General features: G+C 71.4%; 13 protein-coding genes. 10 read left to right on the top strand and 3 right to left on the bottom strand.

The features are described from left to right. Positions 1–942, bottom strand: a 942-nt coding sequence (locus OFY01_RS08025; protein ID WP_266597742.1) for a CdaR family protein, incomplete at its 3' end; no start/stop codon positions are given. Positions 943–1,179: 237 nt separating this feature from the next. On the opposite strand from OFY01_RS08025, the gene OFY01_RS08030 reads away from it, so the two are divergent. From OFY01_RS08030 to OFY01_RS08050, 5 genes are all read left to right on the top strand, one after another. Beyond that, a complete protein-coding gene (locus tag OFY01_RS08030; RefSeq protein WP_266597743.1) occupies positions 1,180–2,106 on the top strand; it encodes a proline dehydrogenase family protein in 927 nt (308 codons plus the stop codon). 70 nt (positions 2,107–2,176) lie between these two features. Further along, on the top strand, positions 2,177–3,808 hold the full coding sequence (gene pruA, locus OFY01_RS08035; RefSeq protein ID WP_266597761.1) for an L-glutamate gamma-semialdehyde dehydrogenase: 1,632 nt from the start codon (positions 2,177–2,179) through the stop codon (positions 3,806–3,808). A gap of 349 nt (positions 3,809–4,157) precedes the next feature. Next, a complete protein-coding gene (locus OFY01_RS08040) occupies positions 4,158–4,310 on the top strand; it encodes a hypothetical protein (protein WP_266597744.1) in 153 nt (50 codons plus the stop codon). A gap of 79 nt (positions 4,311–4,389) precedes the next feature. After that, positions 4,390–5,439, top strand: coding sequence for a 3-isopropylmalate dehydrogenase (locus tag OFY01_RS08045; RefSeq protein WP_266597746.1), 1,050 nt, complete (start codon positions 4,390–4,392; stop codon positions 5,437–5,439). 290 nt (positions 5,440–5,729) lie between these two features. Then, complete coding sequence (locus OFY01_RS08050; protein ID WP_266597747.1) at positions 5,730–6,818, top strand: branched-chain amino acid aminotransferase; 1,089 nt, start codon at positions 5,730–5,732, stop codon at positions 6,816–6,818. An 88-nt stretch (positions 6,819–6,906) separates the two neighbouring features. Here OFY01_RS08050 and OFY01_RS08055 read toward each other — a convergent pair whose 3' ends face one another. After that, positions 6,907–7,116, bottom strand: a complete 210-nt coding sequence (locus OFY01_RS08055) for a hypothetical protein (RefSeq protein WP_266597749.1) — start codon at positions 7,114–7,116, stop codon at positions 6,907–6,909. 8 nt (positions 7,117–7,124) lie between these two features. Beyond that, positions 7,125–8,600, bottom strand: a complete 1,476-nt coding sequence (locus OFY01_RS08060; RefSeq protein ID WP_266597751.1) for a cytosine permease — start codon at positions 8,598–8,600, stop codon at positions 7,125–7,127. 182 nt (positions 8,601–8,782) lie between these two features. On the opposite strand from OFY01_RS08060, the gene ureA reads away from it, so the two are divergent. The 5 genes from ureA (at position 8,783) to cimA (ending at position 14,886) form a co-directional block, all read left to right on the top strand. Beyond that, the gene (gene ureA / locus OFY01_RS08065; RefSeq protein WP_266597753.1) at positions 8,783–9,526 is read left to right on the top strand and encodes an urease subunit gamma; all 744 of its coding nucleotides are present in this window, start codon (positions 8,783–8,785) and stop codon (positions 9,524–9,526) included. Further along, a complete protein-coding gene (locus OFY01_RS08070) occupies positions 9,523–11,235 on the top strand; it encodes an urease subunit alpha (protein ID WP_266597755.1) in 1,713 nt (570 codons plus the stop codon). Before ureA ends, OFY01_RS08070 begins: the two co-directional genes overlap by 4 nt. Before the next feature lie 12 nt (positions 11,236–11,247). Next, positions 11,248–12,279, top strand: a complete 1,032-nt coding sequence (locus OFY01_RS08075) for an agmatine deiminase family protein (protein ID WP_266597757.1) — start codon at positions 11,248–11,250, stop codon at positions 12,277–12,279. Positions 12,280–12,373: 94 nt separating this feature from the next. After that, the gene (locus tag OFY01_RS08080; RefSeq protein ID WP_266597763.1) at positions 12,374–12,931 is read left to right on the top strand and encodes a TetR/AcrR family transcriptional regulator; all 558 of its coding nucleotides are present in this window, start codon (positions 12,374–12,376) and stop codon (positions 12,929–12,931) included. Positions 12,932–13,215: 284 nt separating this feature from the next. Next, positions 13,216–14,886 carry a citramalate synthase gene (gene cimA, locus OFY01_RS08085; protein ID WP_266597759.1) on the top strand — a complete coding sequence of 557 codons (1,671 nt, stop codon included), beginning with the start codon at positions 13,216–13,218 and terminating at the stop codon, positions 14,884–14,886. Positions 14,887–15,051: the final 165 nt, after the last annotated feature.

Genomic DNA, 15,051 nt, shown 5'->3' on the forward strand with positions numbered 1-15,051 from the left:
CTCCGGCGGCAGCGCCGTCAGCAGCCGGTACGGGCCGATCCGCGCCCACCGCGCGTCCGGGCCAAGACGCGGCTCGGCCAGGGCCGTCCGGGTAGCGGCCGCCGCCTCCTGCCACGCCGTCGGCAGCTCGGCCAGGTCCGCGCGCGGCGCCCCGATACCCGCCGCCACCGCGCCCACCGCCGTACCGGCGCGCACCCGCAGGGTGTCCGCCGCCTTGACCGCCGGGTCCAGCACCTCCGGCGACCGCAGCCGCACCAGCAGCGCGAGACACTGCTGCGTCACGCCCCACGGCACCGTGCACAGCGCCTCGGCCGCCGGGATCGTACGCGCCGGTGAGCTGCCGAAGACCGTGTCCGGGTCGGCCGCGGGCCAGGGCGCCACGCAGACCACCGTGTGCAGACCGTCCGCGCGGGCGCCGAGCGCCGTGCGCAGCGCCGCCACCGCCATGTCCCGCTGCCAGCCGCGCTCCGCGGTCAGCACCGAGTGGAACTCGCGGGTGATGTCGGCGCCCGCCTGCGCCTCGTCGGCCAGCTGCGCGCCGATCCGCCCGGCCACCGCCATCGCCGCGTCCAGCTGCTCCTGCGTGGGCCCCGGCTCCTCGTCGAGCAGCCATACGTATCCCAGGACGATGCCCCGGTGGCGCACGGGCAGACAGATGCGGCCCCGGTAGACCCCGGCCTCCGGGGTGGCGGGGATGCGTACCGGCTCGGTCGCGCGGGTGATGCCGAAGCCCTCGAACCAGGCGCGCACGGCCGCGGTCGAGCTGCGCGTGAGGATCGAGCGGGTGCGGACCGGGTCGAGGGCGGACTCGTCGAACTCGCCCTCCCCGTCGCTGACCTGCGCGCCGAACGCGATCAGCCGGAAGTCCCGGTTCTCCAGGGTGGCCGGGGCGTCGAGCAGCGCGGAGATCTCGTCGACCAGTTCCTGGTAGTCACCCTTCATCCCGCCATTCTCGCGCACCGGGGCCCCTCGTCGAGGGCCTGCGGCAGCCGTCTTCATACACCTGTCTGAGATGTCGGCCACGGATGCGTGACAGCTGTCGATGGCACACGATCAAAGTGATCCTTAGATTTCACGGTGGTTCCCCGTGCCGTACCTGCCGTGTCGCACGCCGTTGCGACGTTGTTCTCCCGGCCGGTGTCGGCGCATCCGACAACACATGCTCCGTGGAGGTGCCCCGTGCTGGCTCCCCTGATCCTCGCCGCGTCGCGCAGCGACAAGATGCGCGCCTTCGTCTCGGCGGCGCCGGGCACCAAGCAGGTCGTCGCCCGCTTCATCGCCGGTGAGACGGTCGACCAGGTCGTGCGGGTCGTCGAGGATGCCGCCGCGAAGGGCCTTGAGGTCACCCTCGACGTCGTCGGCGAGGACATCACCACGGTGGAGCAGTCGCACGCCGCCCGTGACGCCTACCTGGAGCTGATCGGCCGGCTCAAGGAGCTGGAGCTCGGCACGCGGGCCGAGATGTCGGTGAAGCTGTCGATGTTCGGCCAGTCGCTCGAAGGCGGCCACGAGCTGGCCCTCGCCAACGTGCGCCCGGTGGTCGAGGCCGCCGCCGCCATCGGCACCACCGTCACCCTCGACGCCGAGGACCACACCACCCTCGACTCGATGTTCGCCATCCACGAGGAGCTGCGGAAGGACTTCCCCCAGACCGGGTGCGTCATCCAGTCGTACCTCTTCCGCACCGAGGACGACGCCCGCCGCCTCGCCGCCTCCGGCAGCCGTGTCCGCCTGGTCAAGGGCGCCTACAAGGAGCCCGCCGAGGTCGCGTACCAGGACAAGGCCGAGATCGACAAGGCGTACGTACGGATCCTGCGCATCCTCATGGAGGGTGACGGGTACCCGATGGTGGGGTCCCACGACCCGCGCCTGATCGCCATCGCACAGGAGCTCGCCCGGCGCGCCGGGCGCAAACTGGACGAGTACGAGTTCCAGATGCTGTACGGGATCCGGAGCGACGAGCATCTGCGACTCGCCGCCGAGGGACACCGGATGCGTGTCTACACCGCGTACGGCACCGACTGGTACGGATACTTCATGCGCCGCCTCGCGGAGAAGCCGGCCAACCTGCTCTTCTTCGCCCGCTCGGTCCTCACCAAGGGCTGAACCTCCTCGCAGACCGCACAACCGCTGTACCCGCCTCCACGACCCCCGAAGGAGATACGGAGCCATGACCCTGGACGCCGTGACGAAGGTTCCCACCCCGGCCAACGAGCCGGTCCACGGCTACGCGCCCGGCTCGCCCGAGCGCGCCCGCCTGGAGGCCAAGCTCAAGGAGCTGGCCGAGAACCCCATCGAGCTGCCCTGCACCATCGGCGGTGTCCGGCGGATGGGCGGCGGCGAGCGCTTCGACGTGGTGCAGCCGCACAACCACAAGGCCGTCATCGGCACGTACGGCAACGCCACGCAGGCCGACGCCCAGGACGCGATCGACGCCGCCCTGGCCGCCGCCCCGGCCTGGCGCGCCATGGCGTTCGACGACCGCGCCGCGATCATCCTGCGCGCCGCCGAACTGCTGTCGGGCCCCTGGCGCGAGACGCTCGCCGCCTCGACGATGCTGGGCCAGTCGAAGACCGCCCAGCAGGCCGAGATCGACACGCCCTGCGAGCTCATCGACTTCTGGCGCTTCAACGTCGCCTACGCCCGCAACCTGCTGGCCGAGCAGCCCCCGGCCAACTCCCAGGGCGTCTGGAACCGCCTGGACCACCGCCCGCTGGAGGGCTTCGTCTACGCGATCACGCCGTTCAACTTCACGGCCATCGCGGGCAACCTGCCCACCGCCCCCGCCCTGATGGGCAACGTGGTGGTCTGGAAGCCGTCCCCGACGCAGACCCACGCCGCCGTGCTGCTGATGCGGCTCCTGGAGGAGGCGGGGCTGCCCGAGGGCGTCATCAACCTGGTGACGGGTGACGGACTTGAGGTCTCCGAGGTGGCCCTCAACCACCGCGACCTCGCCGGTATCCACTTCACCGGTTCGACCCGCACCTTCCAGCACCTGTGGAAGACGGTCGGCACCAACATCGCCACGTACCGCACCTACCCGCGCCTGGTCGGCGAGACCGGCGGCAAGGACTTCGTCGTCGCCCACCCCAGCGCCGACCGTGCCGTCCTCAAGACGGCGCTGACCCGCGGCGCCTTCGAGTACCAGGGCCAGAAGTGCTCGGCCACCTCCCGCGCCTACGTCCCGGCCTCCATCTGGAACTCCGGCTTCAAGGAGGAGTTCGCGGCCGAGGTCGACGGCATCAAGATGGGTGACGTCACCGACCTGTCGAACTTCATCGGCGCGGTCATCGACGAGCGCGCGTTCGCCAAGAACAAGGCGGCCATCGACCGCGCCAAGGCCGACGACACCTGCACGATCGTCGCGGGCGGCACGTACGACGACTCGACCGGCTACTTCGTGCGCCCGACCGTCGTCGAGTGCACCGACCCGGCCAACGAGGTCTTCACCACCGAGTACTTCGGCCCGTTCCTCGCCGTCCACGTCTACGAGGACGACAAGTACGACGAGATGCTGGAGCAGATGGAGTCGGTCTCCGACTACGCGCTGACCGGCTCGATCATCGCGGGCGACCGCGCCGCGGCCCGCGAGGCGATGGACAAGCTGCGCTACGCGGCCGGGAACTTCTACATCAACGACAAGTCGACCGGCGCCGTCGTCGGCCAGCAGCCCTTCGGCGGCGGCCGTGCCTCGGGCACCAACGACAAGGCCGGTGCCCCGCAGAACCTGATGCGCTGGACGCTGACCCGCGCCATCAAGGAGACCCTGGTCCCGCCGACCGACTACGTCTACCCGCACATGGGCTGACGCCCTCCCGGCGGGCGCACGCACCGCGCACCGCCCCTTTGACCCCGCCCCCGGCCACGGGCCCCACCCCGGCCGGGGGCGGTGTTGTGCCTGAGCGGCGAGCGCGGACGGCCGAAGAGGTGAGCCCCGTCTCAGATAGTAGGAAGTCCGAGTAATTGTGCAGACAGGAGTGGCGCTCTGTCCTAGCTTGGTAGCAGCCGAACGTCTCGCCCGATCCGGCGAATGGCGGTCGCGAGCCCGAGCCATCAGGCAGGCAACCCCTGCGGCTCACGCTCCCCGCCTCTTCCGGCCCTTCGAAATCCGCCTGTTCCCGGGCTCTTCCACAGGATTCTCAAGGAGTCGATCCCTCATGGCCACTGCGACGCCCGTCCGCCGTCGAGTCCGTCACGTCTCCCCGTCCATCGAAACCGACCGCCAGGCCGCGAAGAGCGCCGCCGCCGCCCTCCAGCGCGCGTTCGACCGCAGGGACAACGGCGGCGGGGAGTGCCTCCCGCGCCCTTGAGGCGGTGGGGGAGGGACACCGAGCGTCCGAATGCTGGACTTCCCATGTCATTCCATGGGACTGGGAGTACGGTGCTGCCATGTCGGCAAGCACGCGCAGCATCAATCTCGCAGTGATCCCCGGTGACGGCATCGGCCAGGAGGTCGTGGCCCAGGGGCTCAAGGTCCTCTCCGCGGTCCTCCCGCAGGATGTGAAGCTGGAGACCAAGGAGTACGACTTCGGCGCGCGGCGCTACCACGCCACCGGTGAGACGCTCACGGACGCCGACCTCGACGCCCTGAAGCGGCACGACGCGATTCTGCTGGGCGCCATCGGCGACCCCAGCGTTCCGTCCGGCGTCCTGGAGCGCGGCTTCCTGCTCAAGCTCCGCTTCGCGTTCGACCACCACGTCAACCTGCGCCCGAGCAAGCTCCTGCCCGGTGTCGCAAGCCCGCTCGCCGGCCAGCCGGAGATCGACTTCGTCGTCGTCCGCGAGGGCACCGAAGGCCCCTACACGGGCAACGGCGGCACCATTCGCAAGGGCACGCCGCACGAGGTCGCCACCGAGGTCTCCGTCAACACGGCCTTCGGCGTCGAGCGCGTGGTCCGGGACGCCTTCGCCCGCGCGCAGGCCCGCCCCCGCAAGAAGCTCGCCCTGGTCCACAAGAACAACGTGCTGACCTTCGCCGGTCACCTGTGGACCGACGTCTTCAACAAGGTGGCCGAGGAGTTCCCCGAGGTCACCACCGAGTACATGCACGTCGACGCGGCGACCATCTATCTGGTCACCCAGCCCGAGCGGTTCGACGTCATCGTCACCGACAACCTCTTCGGCGACATCATCACCGACCTCGCCGCGGCCGTCTCCGGCGGCATCGGCGTCGCGGCCTCCGGGAACATCAACCCGGGCCGCGAGTTCCCGTCCATGTTCGAGCCCGTCCACGGCTCTGCCCCGGACATCGCAGGCCAGGGCAAGGCCGACCCCACGGCCACGATCCTGTCCGTCGCGCTGCTCCTGCGGCACCTCGGCCACAACGCCGAGGCCGAGCGCATCGAGACCGCCGTCGCCGCCGACCTCGGCGAGCGCGGCGACGCCCCCCGCTCCACCGAGCAGGTCGGCGACGCGCTCGCCGCGCGAGTAGCCGGCTGACCCGGCGCTCTCCCTCGTACAGTCACGTACGGCGAAGCCGCCGGGTCGATCGCACCCGGCGGCTTCTCGTGTGCGGCCTCCGGGTGAAAACATCGACCTGGGCCGCACCCACACCGCACACCACCGGATCCGAGCCGTGACGACCGGTTCCGAGCACGCTCGGTCACGCGCGATAATCGAACGCGGGGCCGCGCTGCACGTGAAAGCTCGGACGTCCTAGTACAGCCGGTTTCCGGCCGTGCGGGCGTGAAACGCGGTCCGCCACAACCAACGGTGAAGGACACGCAACCATGACGACGCCCACGATCGAGCTCAAGCCCTCCGCCAGCCCGCTCTCCGCCGCCGAGCGCGAGGCGATCATGGCCAACCCCGGCTTCGGCCGCCACTTCACCGACCACATGGTGACGATCAAGTGGACGGAGGGCCGCGGCTGGCACGACGCGCAGCTCGTTCCGTACGGCCCGATCTCCCTCGACCCGTCCACGGCCGTGCTCCACTACGGCCAGGAGATCTTCGAGGGCCTCAAGGCATACCGCCAGCCCGACGGCTCCATCGCCGTCTTCCGGCCGGAGGCCAACGCCCGCCGTTTCCGCAACTCCGCGCGGCGGATGGCGATGGCCGAGCTGCCGGAGGAGCTGTTCATCGAGGCGCTGGACGCGCTGCTCGCGCAGGACGCCGACTGGGTGCCGCCGCACGGTGGCGAGGAGTCGCTGTACCTGCGGCCCTTCATGTTCGCCTCGGAGGCCGCGCTCGGGGTGCACCCGTCGAACGAGTACCTGTTCATGCTGATCGCGTCGCCGTCCGGCGCGTACTTCGCGGGCGGCGTCAAGCCGGTGACGATCTGGGTCGCCGAGGACCACGTCAGGGCGGTGCCCGGCGGCACGGGTGACGCCAAGACCGGCGGCAACTACGCGGCGTCCCTGCTGCCCCAGGCGGAGGCCGCGGCGCACGGGTGCGATCAGGTCGTCTACCTGGACGCGGTGACCCGCACGAAGGTGGAGGAGTCCGGGTCGATGAACGTCGCGTTCGTGTACGGGGACCGGATCGTCACGCCCACGCTGACCGGCTCGATCCTGGAGGGCATCACGCGGGACTCGCTGCTCCAGGTCGCCCGGGACCTCGGCTACACGGCCGAGGAGGGTGTCGTCACCCTGGAGCAGTGGCGTGCGGGCGCCGCGTCCGGGGAGCTGACCGAGGTCTTCGCGTGCGGCACGGCCGCGGTGGTCACGCCCATCGGGCATGTCAAGACCAAGTCGGACGAGTGGACGCACGGGGACGGCACGCCGGGTCCCGTCACACTGAAGCTGCGTGAGGCCCTGCTGAACCTCCAGCGCGGCGCGACCGCCGACACGCACGGCTGGATGCACAAGGTCGGCTGACGGCTTCCGGCGGTCCGGCACCGGGCCCTGGCCCCCGGTCTGAACCGGAGGTCAGGGCCCGGATCTCGCGGTGGCGCGGAGGACTCCGTCAGTCGGCGGTGCTCACGTCGTCCGGCCCGCCGGACGGGCTCTTGCGGTCCTTGCCCGCCACCGCCGCCGCCAGCTCCAGGGCGAACTGCCCGCACTCCAGCAGCCCTGTGCCGACCGCCCTGACCACACCAGCGACAGCCGCTGCGGCTGCTTCCTCCATGGTGTCCACCTCCTGGTGCTCACCACCGAAGACGCGGGCCGTGATCATTCGGTTGCTCAGCCGCTGACCGGCTCGACCTCCTGGCCGGGCAGACCGGACTCCGGCTCCCGCTCTGGCTCCGGCGCCACGGCGAGCGGCGTGCTCACGCCCGCGCCGCGCGCCGTGAGGAGCAGGTACGCCGCCCCGCCGACCGCGCCCGACAGCAGGAAGCTGCAGTCCACGCCGCCCGTGAGGGAGAGCAGCGGTCCCTGGTACGAGGGGAGGGAGACCGCGAGGAGGCCGACCACCGCGCCCAGTGCCCACGCCGTCGTCGCACGCGGGTTCCAGCCCGCGCGGAACCAGTAGATCCCGCCGCGCGAACGGCGGTTGAAGACCTGGAGCGCGTCCGCGTCGTACACCCCGCGGCACCGGGCGAAGCCGATGAGCGTGATGACGGCCCACGGCGTGCCGATCGCGGTGAGCAGCAGCACGAACGACGTCATCGCGTCCTGCGCCGCCCACGCGTAGTGACCGATGAACACGCACGCCGTGGCGACGGCGGCGACCGTGTACGTGGCGCGCGTGCGGGACGCGCGCGGCAGGATCGCGTCGAGGTCGAGGCCCATCGAGTACAGCATCAGGCCCGCGTTGCCGACCGATCCCGCACACGCGGACAGCAGCAGCGGGATCAGGTACCACGTGGGTGACGCCGCCACGAGCCCGCCCGCGTAGTCGAGCGCGGCCCGCGCCGCGTACGCGGTGAAGGTGCCGAAGAGCTGGGGGATCAACAGGCCGATGACCAGCCCGATCCACGTGCCGCGCAGCACGGAGCGCGAGGAGTGCCGCTGCGGCGAGATGTAGCGGGTGTAGTCGCCGAGCAGCGTGATGAAGGCGATCGGGCCCGACAGGCCGGCCGCCACCGACGACAGCAGCCACGTCGGCCAGAACGAGCCGAGCAGATAGCCGCCCGCACCGGGCAGCGCGGCCGTCGTGAAGTGCGGGGCGTACGCGACGACGCCGAGCACGAGCAGCGCCGTCATGCCGATGGCCAAGACGCGCGACATGCGCAGCAGCACCTTGTAGCCGTACACCGCGCCGATGACCGTGGCCAAGGCGAGCACCGCGTACACGATCCCGTACGAGAATCCGGTGACCGGCAGGCCGAACATCCGGTGCAGGACCCCGGTCATCGCGTCGCCGCCGATCCACACGGTCAGCGCGGTGTAGCCGAGCGACAGGAGCAGGCCCACGATCGAGCCGACGAGCCGTCCGCGCACACCGAACTGGGCGCCGGACGACGTCGACAGGTTCGTGCCGGTGCGCAGCGACACGAGGGCGAGCGGTCCGGTCAGCGCCGTGCCGACGACCGTCCCCCCGACGATCGACGTCAGCGACGCCCACCAGCCGAGGCCGAACGACACCGGCAGCCAGCCGAAGACGATCACCCCGAGACAGAGGTTGGAGCCGAGCAGGATCGTGACGAGGTCGCGCGGGCCGCTGGTGCGTTCCGCGTCGGGGATGGTGTCGACTCCGCGTTGCTCAATGGAGGGCATGGGCACACCTCGGGAGTTGGGGGAGAGGGTTTTTGGGAACGTGTTCCGTTGGGCACTCAGTTAGAACGTCGTTCAATGTGGCCCTACCCTCGCGCTCACGTCAATGCTTGCTGACGCTTCCCACGCGTAAAAAGTGGGTTTAGAGTGTCGTTCAAATCATTGAGGTGAGGAGGTGTGACGGCGTGCGACTGACCCCCACGGAGCGCGACCGGCTGCTGCTCTTCGGTGCCGCCGAGCTGGCCCGCGCGCGCAGGGCGCGCGGCCGCAGGCTCAACGTGCCGGAGGCGACCGCCCTGATCGCGGACACCGTCTGCGAGGCGGCCAGGGACGGCAAGCGGCTCGCCGAGGCCATCGAGGAGGCCCGTGCCGTGCTCGGGCCCGACGACGTGCTGCCCGGCGTCGCCGACGTCGTCACCGAGGTGCACGTGGAGGCCGTCTTCGACGACGGCTCCCGGCTCGCGGTCGTCACCGACCCCATCGGCGGCCACCCGGCCGACGGCGGCGCAGGCACGCGCACGGGCACAGGCACCGGCAGCCTCGGCGACGAGGCGCCCGGCGCCCTGCTCCCCGGCCCCGCCCACACCGAACCCGAGCCGGCCCTGACGCTCACCGTCACCAACACCGCGACCGTCCCGGTCTCCGTCACCTCCCACTTCCACTTCTTCGAGACCAACCCGCGCCTGCGCTTCTGCCGTGCCGACGCCTACGGCATGCGCCTGGCCGTGCCCGCCGGCTCGTCCGTGCGCTTCGGCCCCGGCGAGACGGTCGAGGTCGGGCTCGTGCCCATCGGCGGCGACCGCGTCGCCATCGGGTTCGCGGGACTCGTCGACGGCCCGCTGGACGCGCCGGGCGCCAAGGCCGAAGCACTGCGCCGAGCCGCGGCCTGCGGCTATCTGGGAACCGGTGAAGAGGAGGCAGCACGATGAGCCGTCCCGGAGGACACCCCGCCGAGGCCCGTCGCCTCAGCCCGTACGAGTACGCCGCCACGCACGGCCCCCGCGCCGGTGACCGCCTGCGCCTCGGCGACAGCGGCCTGACCATCCAGGTCGAGTCCGACTCCCAGGCGTACGGCGACGAGTTCCTCGCCGGGTTCGGCAAGACCGCCCGCGACGGACTGCACCTCAAGGCCGCCGCCGTCCGCGACACCTGCGACGTCGTCATCAGCAACGTCGTCGTGATCGACGCGGCCCTCGGCATCCGCAAGGTCTCCATCGGCATCCGCGAGGGCCGCATCCACGCCATCGGCCGCGCGGGCAACCCGGACACCGTCGACGGCGTGGACGTCGTCGTCGGCACCGGCACGTCGATCGTCTCCGGCGAGGGGCTCATCGCCACCGCCGGTGCCGTCGACCCGCACGTCCACCTGCTGTCGCCGCGCATCATGGAGGCATCGCTCGCCTCCGGCGTCACCACGATCATCGGCCAGGAGTTCGGCCCGGTGTGGGGCGTCGGCGTCAACTCGCCCTGGGCGCTGAAGCACGCCTTCTCCGCGTTCGACGCCTGGCCCGTCAACATCGGCTTCCTGGGCCGCGGTTCGTCCTCGGGCCAGGCCCCGCTCGTCGAGGCGCTCGCCGAGGGCGGCGCCTGCGGGTTCAAGGTCCACGAGGACATGGGCGCGCACACGCGGGCCCTCGACACGGCGCTGCGCGTCGCCGAGGAGCACGACGTCCAGGTCGCCCTCCACAGCGACGGCCTCAACGAGTGCCTCTCGGTCGAGGACACCCTGAAGGTGCTCGACGGCCGCACCATCCACGCCTTCCACATCGAGGGCTGCGGCGGCGGCCACGTGCCCAACGTCCTCAAGATGGCGGGCGTCGCGAACGTCATCGGCTCCTCCACCAACCCGACCCTCCCCTTCGGCCGGGACGCCGTCGCCGAGCACTACGGCATGATCGTCTCCGTCCACGACCTCAAGACGGACCTGCCCGGCGACGCCGCCATGGCCCGCGACCGCATCCGCGCCGGGACGATGGGCGCCGAGGACGTCCTGCACGACCTGGGCGCCATCGGCATCACCTCCTCGGACGCGCAGGGCATGGGGCGGGCCGGGGAGACCGTACGGCGTACGTTCGCGATGGCCGGGAAGATGAAGGCCGAGCTCGGCGACCCGGGCGTGGGCCACGACAACGAGCGCGTCCTGCGCTACATCGCCAAGCTGACCGTCAACCCCGCCATCGCGCACGGCATCGCGCACGAGGTCGGCTCCATCGAGGTCGGCAAGCTGGCCGACGTCGTGCTGTGGCGCCCCGAGTACTTCGGCGCCAAGCCGCAGCTGGTCCTCAAGGCCGGCTTCCCGGCGTACGGGGTGGTCGGCGACCCCAACGCCGCCACCGACACCTGCGAACCACTCGTTTTGGGACCGCAGTTCGGCGCGCACGGCGCCACCCCCGCCGAGATCTCCGTCGCCTTCGTCGCGCAGGCCGCCGTCGACCAGGGCCACGACACCATGCCCACCCGCCGTCGCCGTGTCGCCGTGCGCGGCACCCGCGGCATCGGCCCCGCCGACCTGCGCCTCAACTCCCGTACCGGAGCGGTCGACGTCGACCAGCGCACGGGCCTGGTCACCCTCGACGGCGAGCCGCTGCGCTCCGAGCCGGCCGAGTCCGTCCGTCTCAACCGTCTCTACTTCCTCTGAGGACATTTCCCCATGACGCATGTGATGCCGCCCGAGTGGTCCCCGCACGAGCGCACCTGGATGGCCTGGCCGGGCCCCAACCCCACCTTCACCGACGAGCGGGAACTGGCCGACGCGCGCGCCGCGTGGGCGTCGGTCGCGGGCGCCGTACGGTCCTACGAGCCGGTGACCATGGTCGTCGGCACCGGCCAGCTCGACTCGGCGAAGGCGCTGCTCGCCGCGTCGGTGGAACTGGTCGAACGCGACCTCGACGACGCGTGGATGCGCGACATCGGTCCCACGTTCGTCAAGGACACCGCCACCGGAGAACTGGCCGCCGTCGACTGGACGTTCAACGGGTGGGGCGCCCAGGACTGGGCCCGCTGGGAGCACGACGCAAAGATCGCCCGGCACGTCGCCGACCTCGCGGCCGTGCCCGTGCACTCCTCGGCCCTGGTCAACGAGGGCGGCGGCATCCACGTCGACGGCGAGGGCACGGTCCTGCTCACCGAGACCGTGCAGCTGGACCCGGACCGCAACCAGGGCTGGTCGAAGGCGGACGTCGAGGCGGAGATCCACGCCCGTATCGGCACGTCGAAAGCGATCTGGCTGCCGCGCGGACTGACCGCCGACTACGGCCAGTTCGGCACCCGCGGCCACGTCGACATCGTCGCGGCGTTCGCGGCGCCCGGCGTCGTCATGGTCCACTCCCAGCAGGACCCGGCCCACCCGGACTTCGAGGTGAGCCGGGAGACCGTCGGCGCGCTCCGCGGCCGGACCGACGCGCACGGCAGACCTCTGGAGATCGTCGAGATCCCGGCCCCGAAGACGCTGACCGACCCGGAGGACGGCGGCTGGGTCGACTACTCGTACATCAACCACTACCTCTGCAACGACGGTGTCGTGCTCTGCGGCTTCGACGACCCGAATGACGAGGAGGCCGCCGCGATCTTCCGGCGTCTGTTCCCGGGACGCACCGTGACGCCGGTCGACGCCCGCACGATCTTCGCCGCGGGCGGCGGCATCCACTGCATCACGCAGCAACAGCCCGCCGCCGGGCACTGATCCGCCCCGGATCAGGTACAACGGACGGGTGAAAGCCGAGACGCCCCGCCGCCGCACCCCCGCCCCACCGCGTGAGGACGTGCTCGCCGCGACCATGGAGATGATCGCCGAGCGCGGCCTGGAACACCTGACGATGGCCGCGCTCGGCCGGGCGGTCGGCATGAGCAGCGGGCACCTGGCCTACCACTTCAAGTCCAAGGACGAACTGCTCCTGCGCACCCTGGAGTGGAGCGAGGGCCGTCTCGGCGCGGAGCGGGCCCGTCTCCTCACGGCGGCGGGCCCGGCGGCCGACCGCCTCACGGCGTACGTCGAGCTCTACGTCCCCGACGGCCACCTCGACCCGCACTGGCTGCTGTGGCTGGAGGTCTGGAACCGCTCGCGCAACGCGGGCGAGGACGGCCGCGACCGCCAGGCCGCCATCGAGGGCGCCTGGCACCGCGACCTGGTCGCCCTTCTCGCGGAAGGCATCTCCCGAGGCGAGTTCCGCCAGGTCGACCCCGACCGCTACGCCACCCGTCTCAGGGCCCTCCTCGACGGCCTGGCCATCCACGTGGCGATCGGCCTGCGCGGCACGGACCGGGGGCAGGTCCTGGACCACGTGCGCGAATTCCTCACGGACACGCTGCTGGTGCCGCAGCCGCCCGCATCCTGAGACACCGGTGCGCCCCGGCGGACGCCTGTGCCAGACTGCTGCCGTGCTCTCGTTCGCCATGATTATTGGCAGCAGGCGCGCCGGTCCGCAGTGACCGTCTCGTACGACCAGGTACGGGCGGACACCGTCGTCCTCGACCCGCGCGCAGACCTCTCGCACCCGCGAGGGGTTTTTCTGTTTCTCGGCCCATCCTCAGCCGGGCGAAGAGCGCGAGGGATCATAGAAGGACGGTGGAGCCGGTCATTCCGGTAGAAGACCGAGATCCTCACAGGAGCCAGACCAGCATGAGCAGCAACCCCGCCGGACACACCGGCGAACACCCCGCGAACGGCGCGGACGGCCTCGACGACCCCTCCGACGCCTTCGACGCCCACGACGCCTTCCACGTGTTCGACACGACGCTGCGCGACGGCGCGCAGCGCGAGGGCATCAACCTCACCGTCGCGGACAAGCTGACCATCGCGCGGCACCTGGACGACTTCGGCGTCGGCTTCATCGAGGGCGGCTGGCCGGGCGCCAACCCCCGGGACACCGAGTTCTTCGCCCGTGCCCGGCAGGAGATCGACTTCAAGCACGCCCGGCTGGTCGCCTTCGGTGCCACCCGCCGCGCGGGCGGCACGGCGAGCGAGGACCCCCAGGTGCGGGCCCTGCTCGAATCGGGCGCCCCGGTGATCACGCTGGTCGCCAAGTCGCACGACCGGCACGTCGAACTGGCCCTGCGCACCACCCTCGAAGAGAACCTGGAGATGGTCCGCGACACCGTCTCCCACCTCGTCTCGCAGGGCCGCCGCGTCTTCGTCGACTGCGAGCACTTCTTCGACGGCTACCGCGCCAATCCCGCGTACGCGAAGTCCGTCGTCCGGGTCGCCCACGAGGCGGGCGCCTCGGTCGTCGTCCTGTGCGACACCAACGGCGGGATGCTCCCCGCCCAGATCCAGGCGATCGTCCACACCGTCCTCGACGACACCGGCGCCCGCCTGGGCATCCACGCCCAGGACGACACGGGCTGCGCCGTCGCCAACACCCTCGCCGCCGTCGACGCGGGCGCCACCCACGTCCAGTGCACGGCCAACGGATACGGCGAGCGCGTCGGCAACTCCAACCTCTTCCCGGTCGTCGCCGCCCTGGAGCTCAAGTACGGCAAGAAGGTCCTCCCCGAGGGCAGGCTCCGCGAGATGACGCGGATCTCGCACGCCATCGCCGAGGTCGTCAACCTGACCCCGTCCACGCACCAGCCGTACGTCGGCGTCTCCGCGTTCGCGCACAAGGCGGGCCTGCACGCCTCCGCCATCAAGGTCGACCCGGACCTCTACCAGCACATCGACCCCGACCTCGTCGGCAACCGGCTGCGCATGCTCGTCTCCGACATGGCGGGCCGCGCCTCCATCGAGCTCAAGGGCAAGGAACTCGGCGTCGACCTCGGCGGCGACCGCGAACTGGTCGGCCGCGTCGTCGAACGTGTCAAGGAGCGAGAGCTCCAGGGCTACACGTACGAAGCCGCCGACGCCTCCTTCGAACTCCTGCTGCGCGAGGAGGCCGAGGGGCGGGCCCGCCGGTACTTCCGTGTCGAGTCCTGGCGCGCCATCGTCGAGGACCGCCCCGACGGCACCCACGCCAACGAGGCCACCGTGAAGCTGTGGGCCAAGGGCGAGCGGATCGTCGCGACGGCGGAGGGCAACGGCCCGGTCAACGCCCTCGACCGCGCCCTGCGCGTCGGCCTCGAACGCATCTACCCGCAGCTCGCCAAGCTCGAACTGGTCGACTACAAGGTCCGCATCCTGGAGGGCAAGCACGGCACCGAGTCCACGACCCGCGTCCTCATCTCCACCACGGACGGCCAGGACGAGTGGTCCACGGTCGGCGTCGCGGAGAACGTGATCGCCGCGTCGTGGGGCGCCCTGGAGGACGCGTACACGTACGGGCTGCTGCGCGCGGGCGTGGAGCCGGCCGAGTAACACGAACGGCGCGCGCGGCGGGCGCGGCGGGCCCGCTCCGGCCGTGTCGGGGCCTCACGGCATCGGCCCGGCGTTAGCGTCGAAGCATGCGGTCCCTCGCAGCGGCAGCCCTCGCCGCGACGTTCCTGGCCCTGGGCGCGACGCCCGCCACGGCGCCGCGCCCAG

The sequence above is a fragment of the Streptomyces beihaiensis genome, from assembly GCF_026274175.1.
In the GTDB taxonomy this organism is placed as follows: domain Bacteria; phylum Actinomycetota; class Actinomycetes; order Streptomycetales; family Streptomycetaceae; genus Streptomyces; species Streptomyces beihaiensis.

Bases quoted from the DNA above. Each gene is read 5' to 3' on its own strand.
- OFY01_RS08080 (WP_266597763.1), top strand. From the start codon at position 12,374: ATGGAGATGATCGCCGAGCGCGGCCTGGAACACCTGACGATGGCCGCG.
- cimA (WP_266597759.1), top strand. From the start codon at position 13,216: ATGAGCAGCAACCCCGCCGGACACACCGGCGAACACCCCGCGAACGGC.
- OFY01_RS08045 (WP_266597746.1), top strand. From the start codon at position 4,390: ATGTCGGCAAGCACGCGCAGCATCAATCTCGCAGTGATCCCCGGTGAC.
- OFY01_RS08070 (WP_266597755.1), top strand. From the start codon at position 9,523: ATGAGCCGTCCCGGAGGACACCCCGCCGAGGCCCGTCGCCTCAGCCCG.
- OFY01_RS08060 (WP_266597751.1), bottom strand. From the start codon at position 8,600: ATGCCCTCCATTGAGCAACGCGGAGTCGACACCATCCCCGACGCGGAA.
- OFY01_RS08040 (WP_266597744.1), top strand. From the start codon at position 4,158: ATGGCCACTGCGACGCCCGTCCGCCGTCGAGTCCGTCACGTCTCCCCG.
- OFY01_RS08075 (WP_266597757.1), top strand. From the start codon at position 11,248: ATGACGCATGTGATGCCGCCCGAGTGGTCCCCGCACGAGCGCACCTGG.
- OFY01_RS08050 (WP_266597747.1), top strand. From the start codon at position 5,730: ATGACGACGCCCACGATCGAGCTCAAGCCCTCCGCCAGCCCGCTCTCC.
- OFY01_RS08055 (WP_266597749.1), bottom strand. From the start codon at position 7,116: ATGATCACGGCCCGCGTCTTCGGTGGTGAGCACCAGGAGGTGGACACC.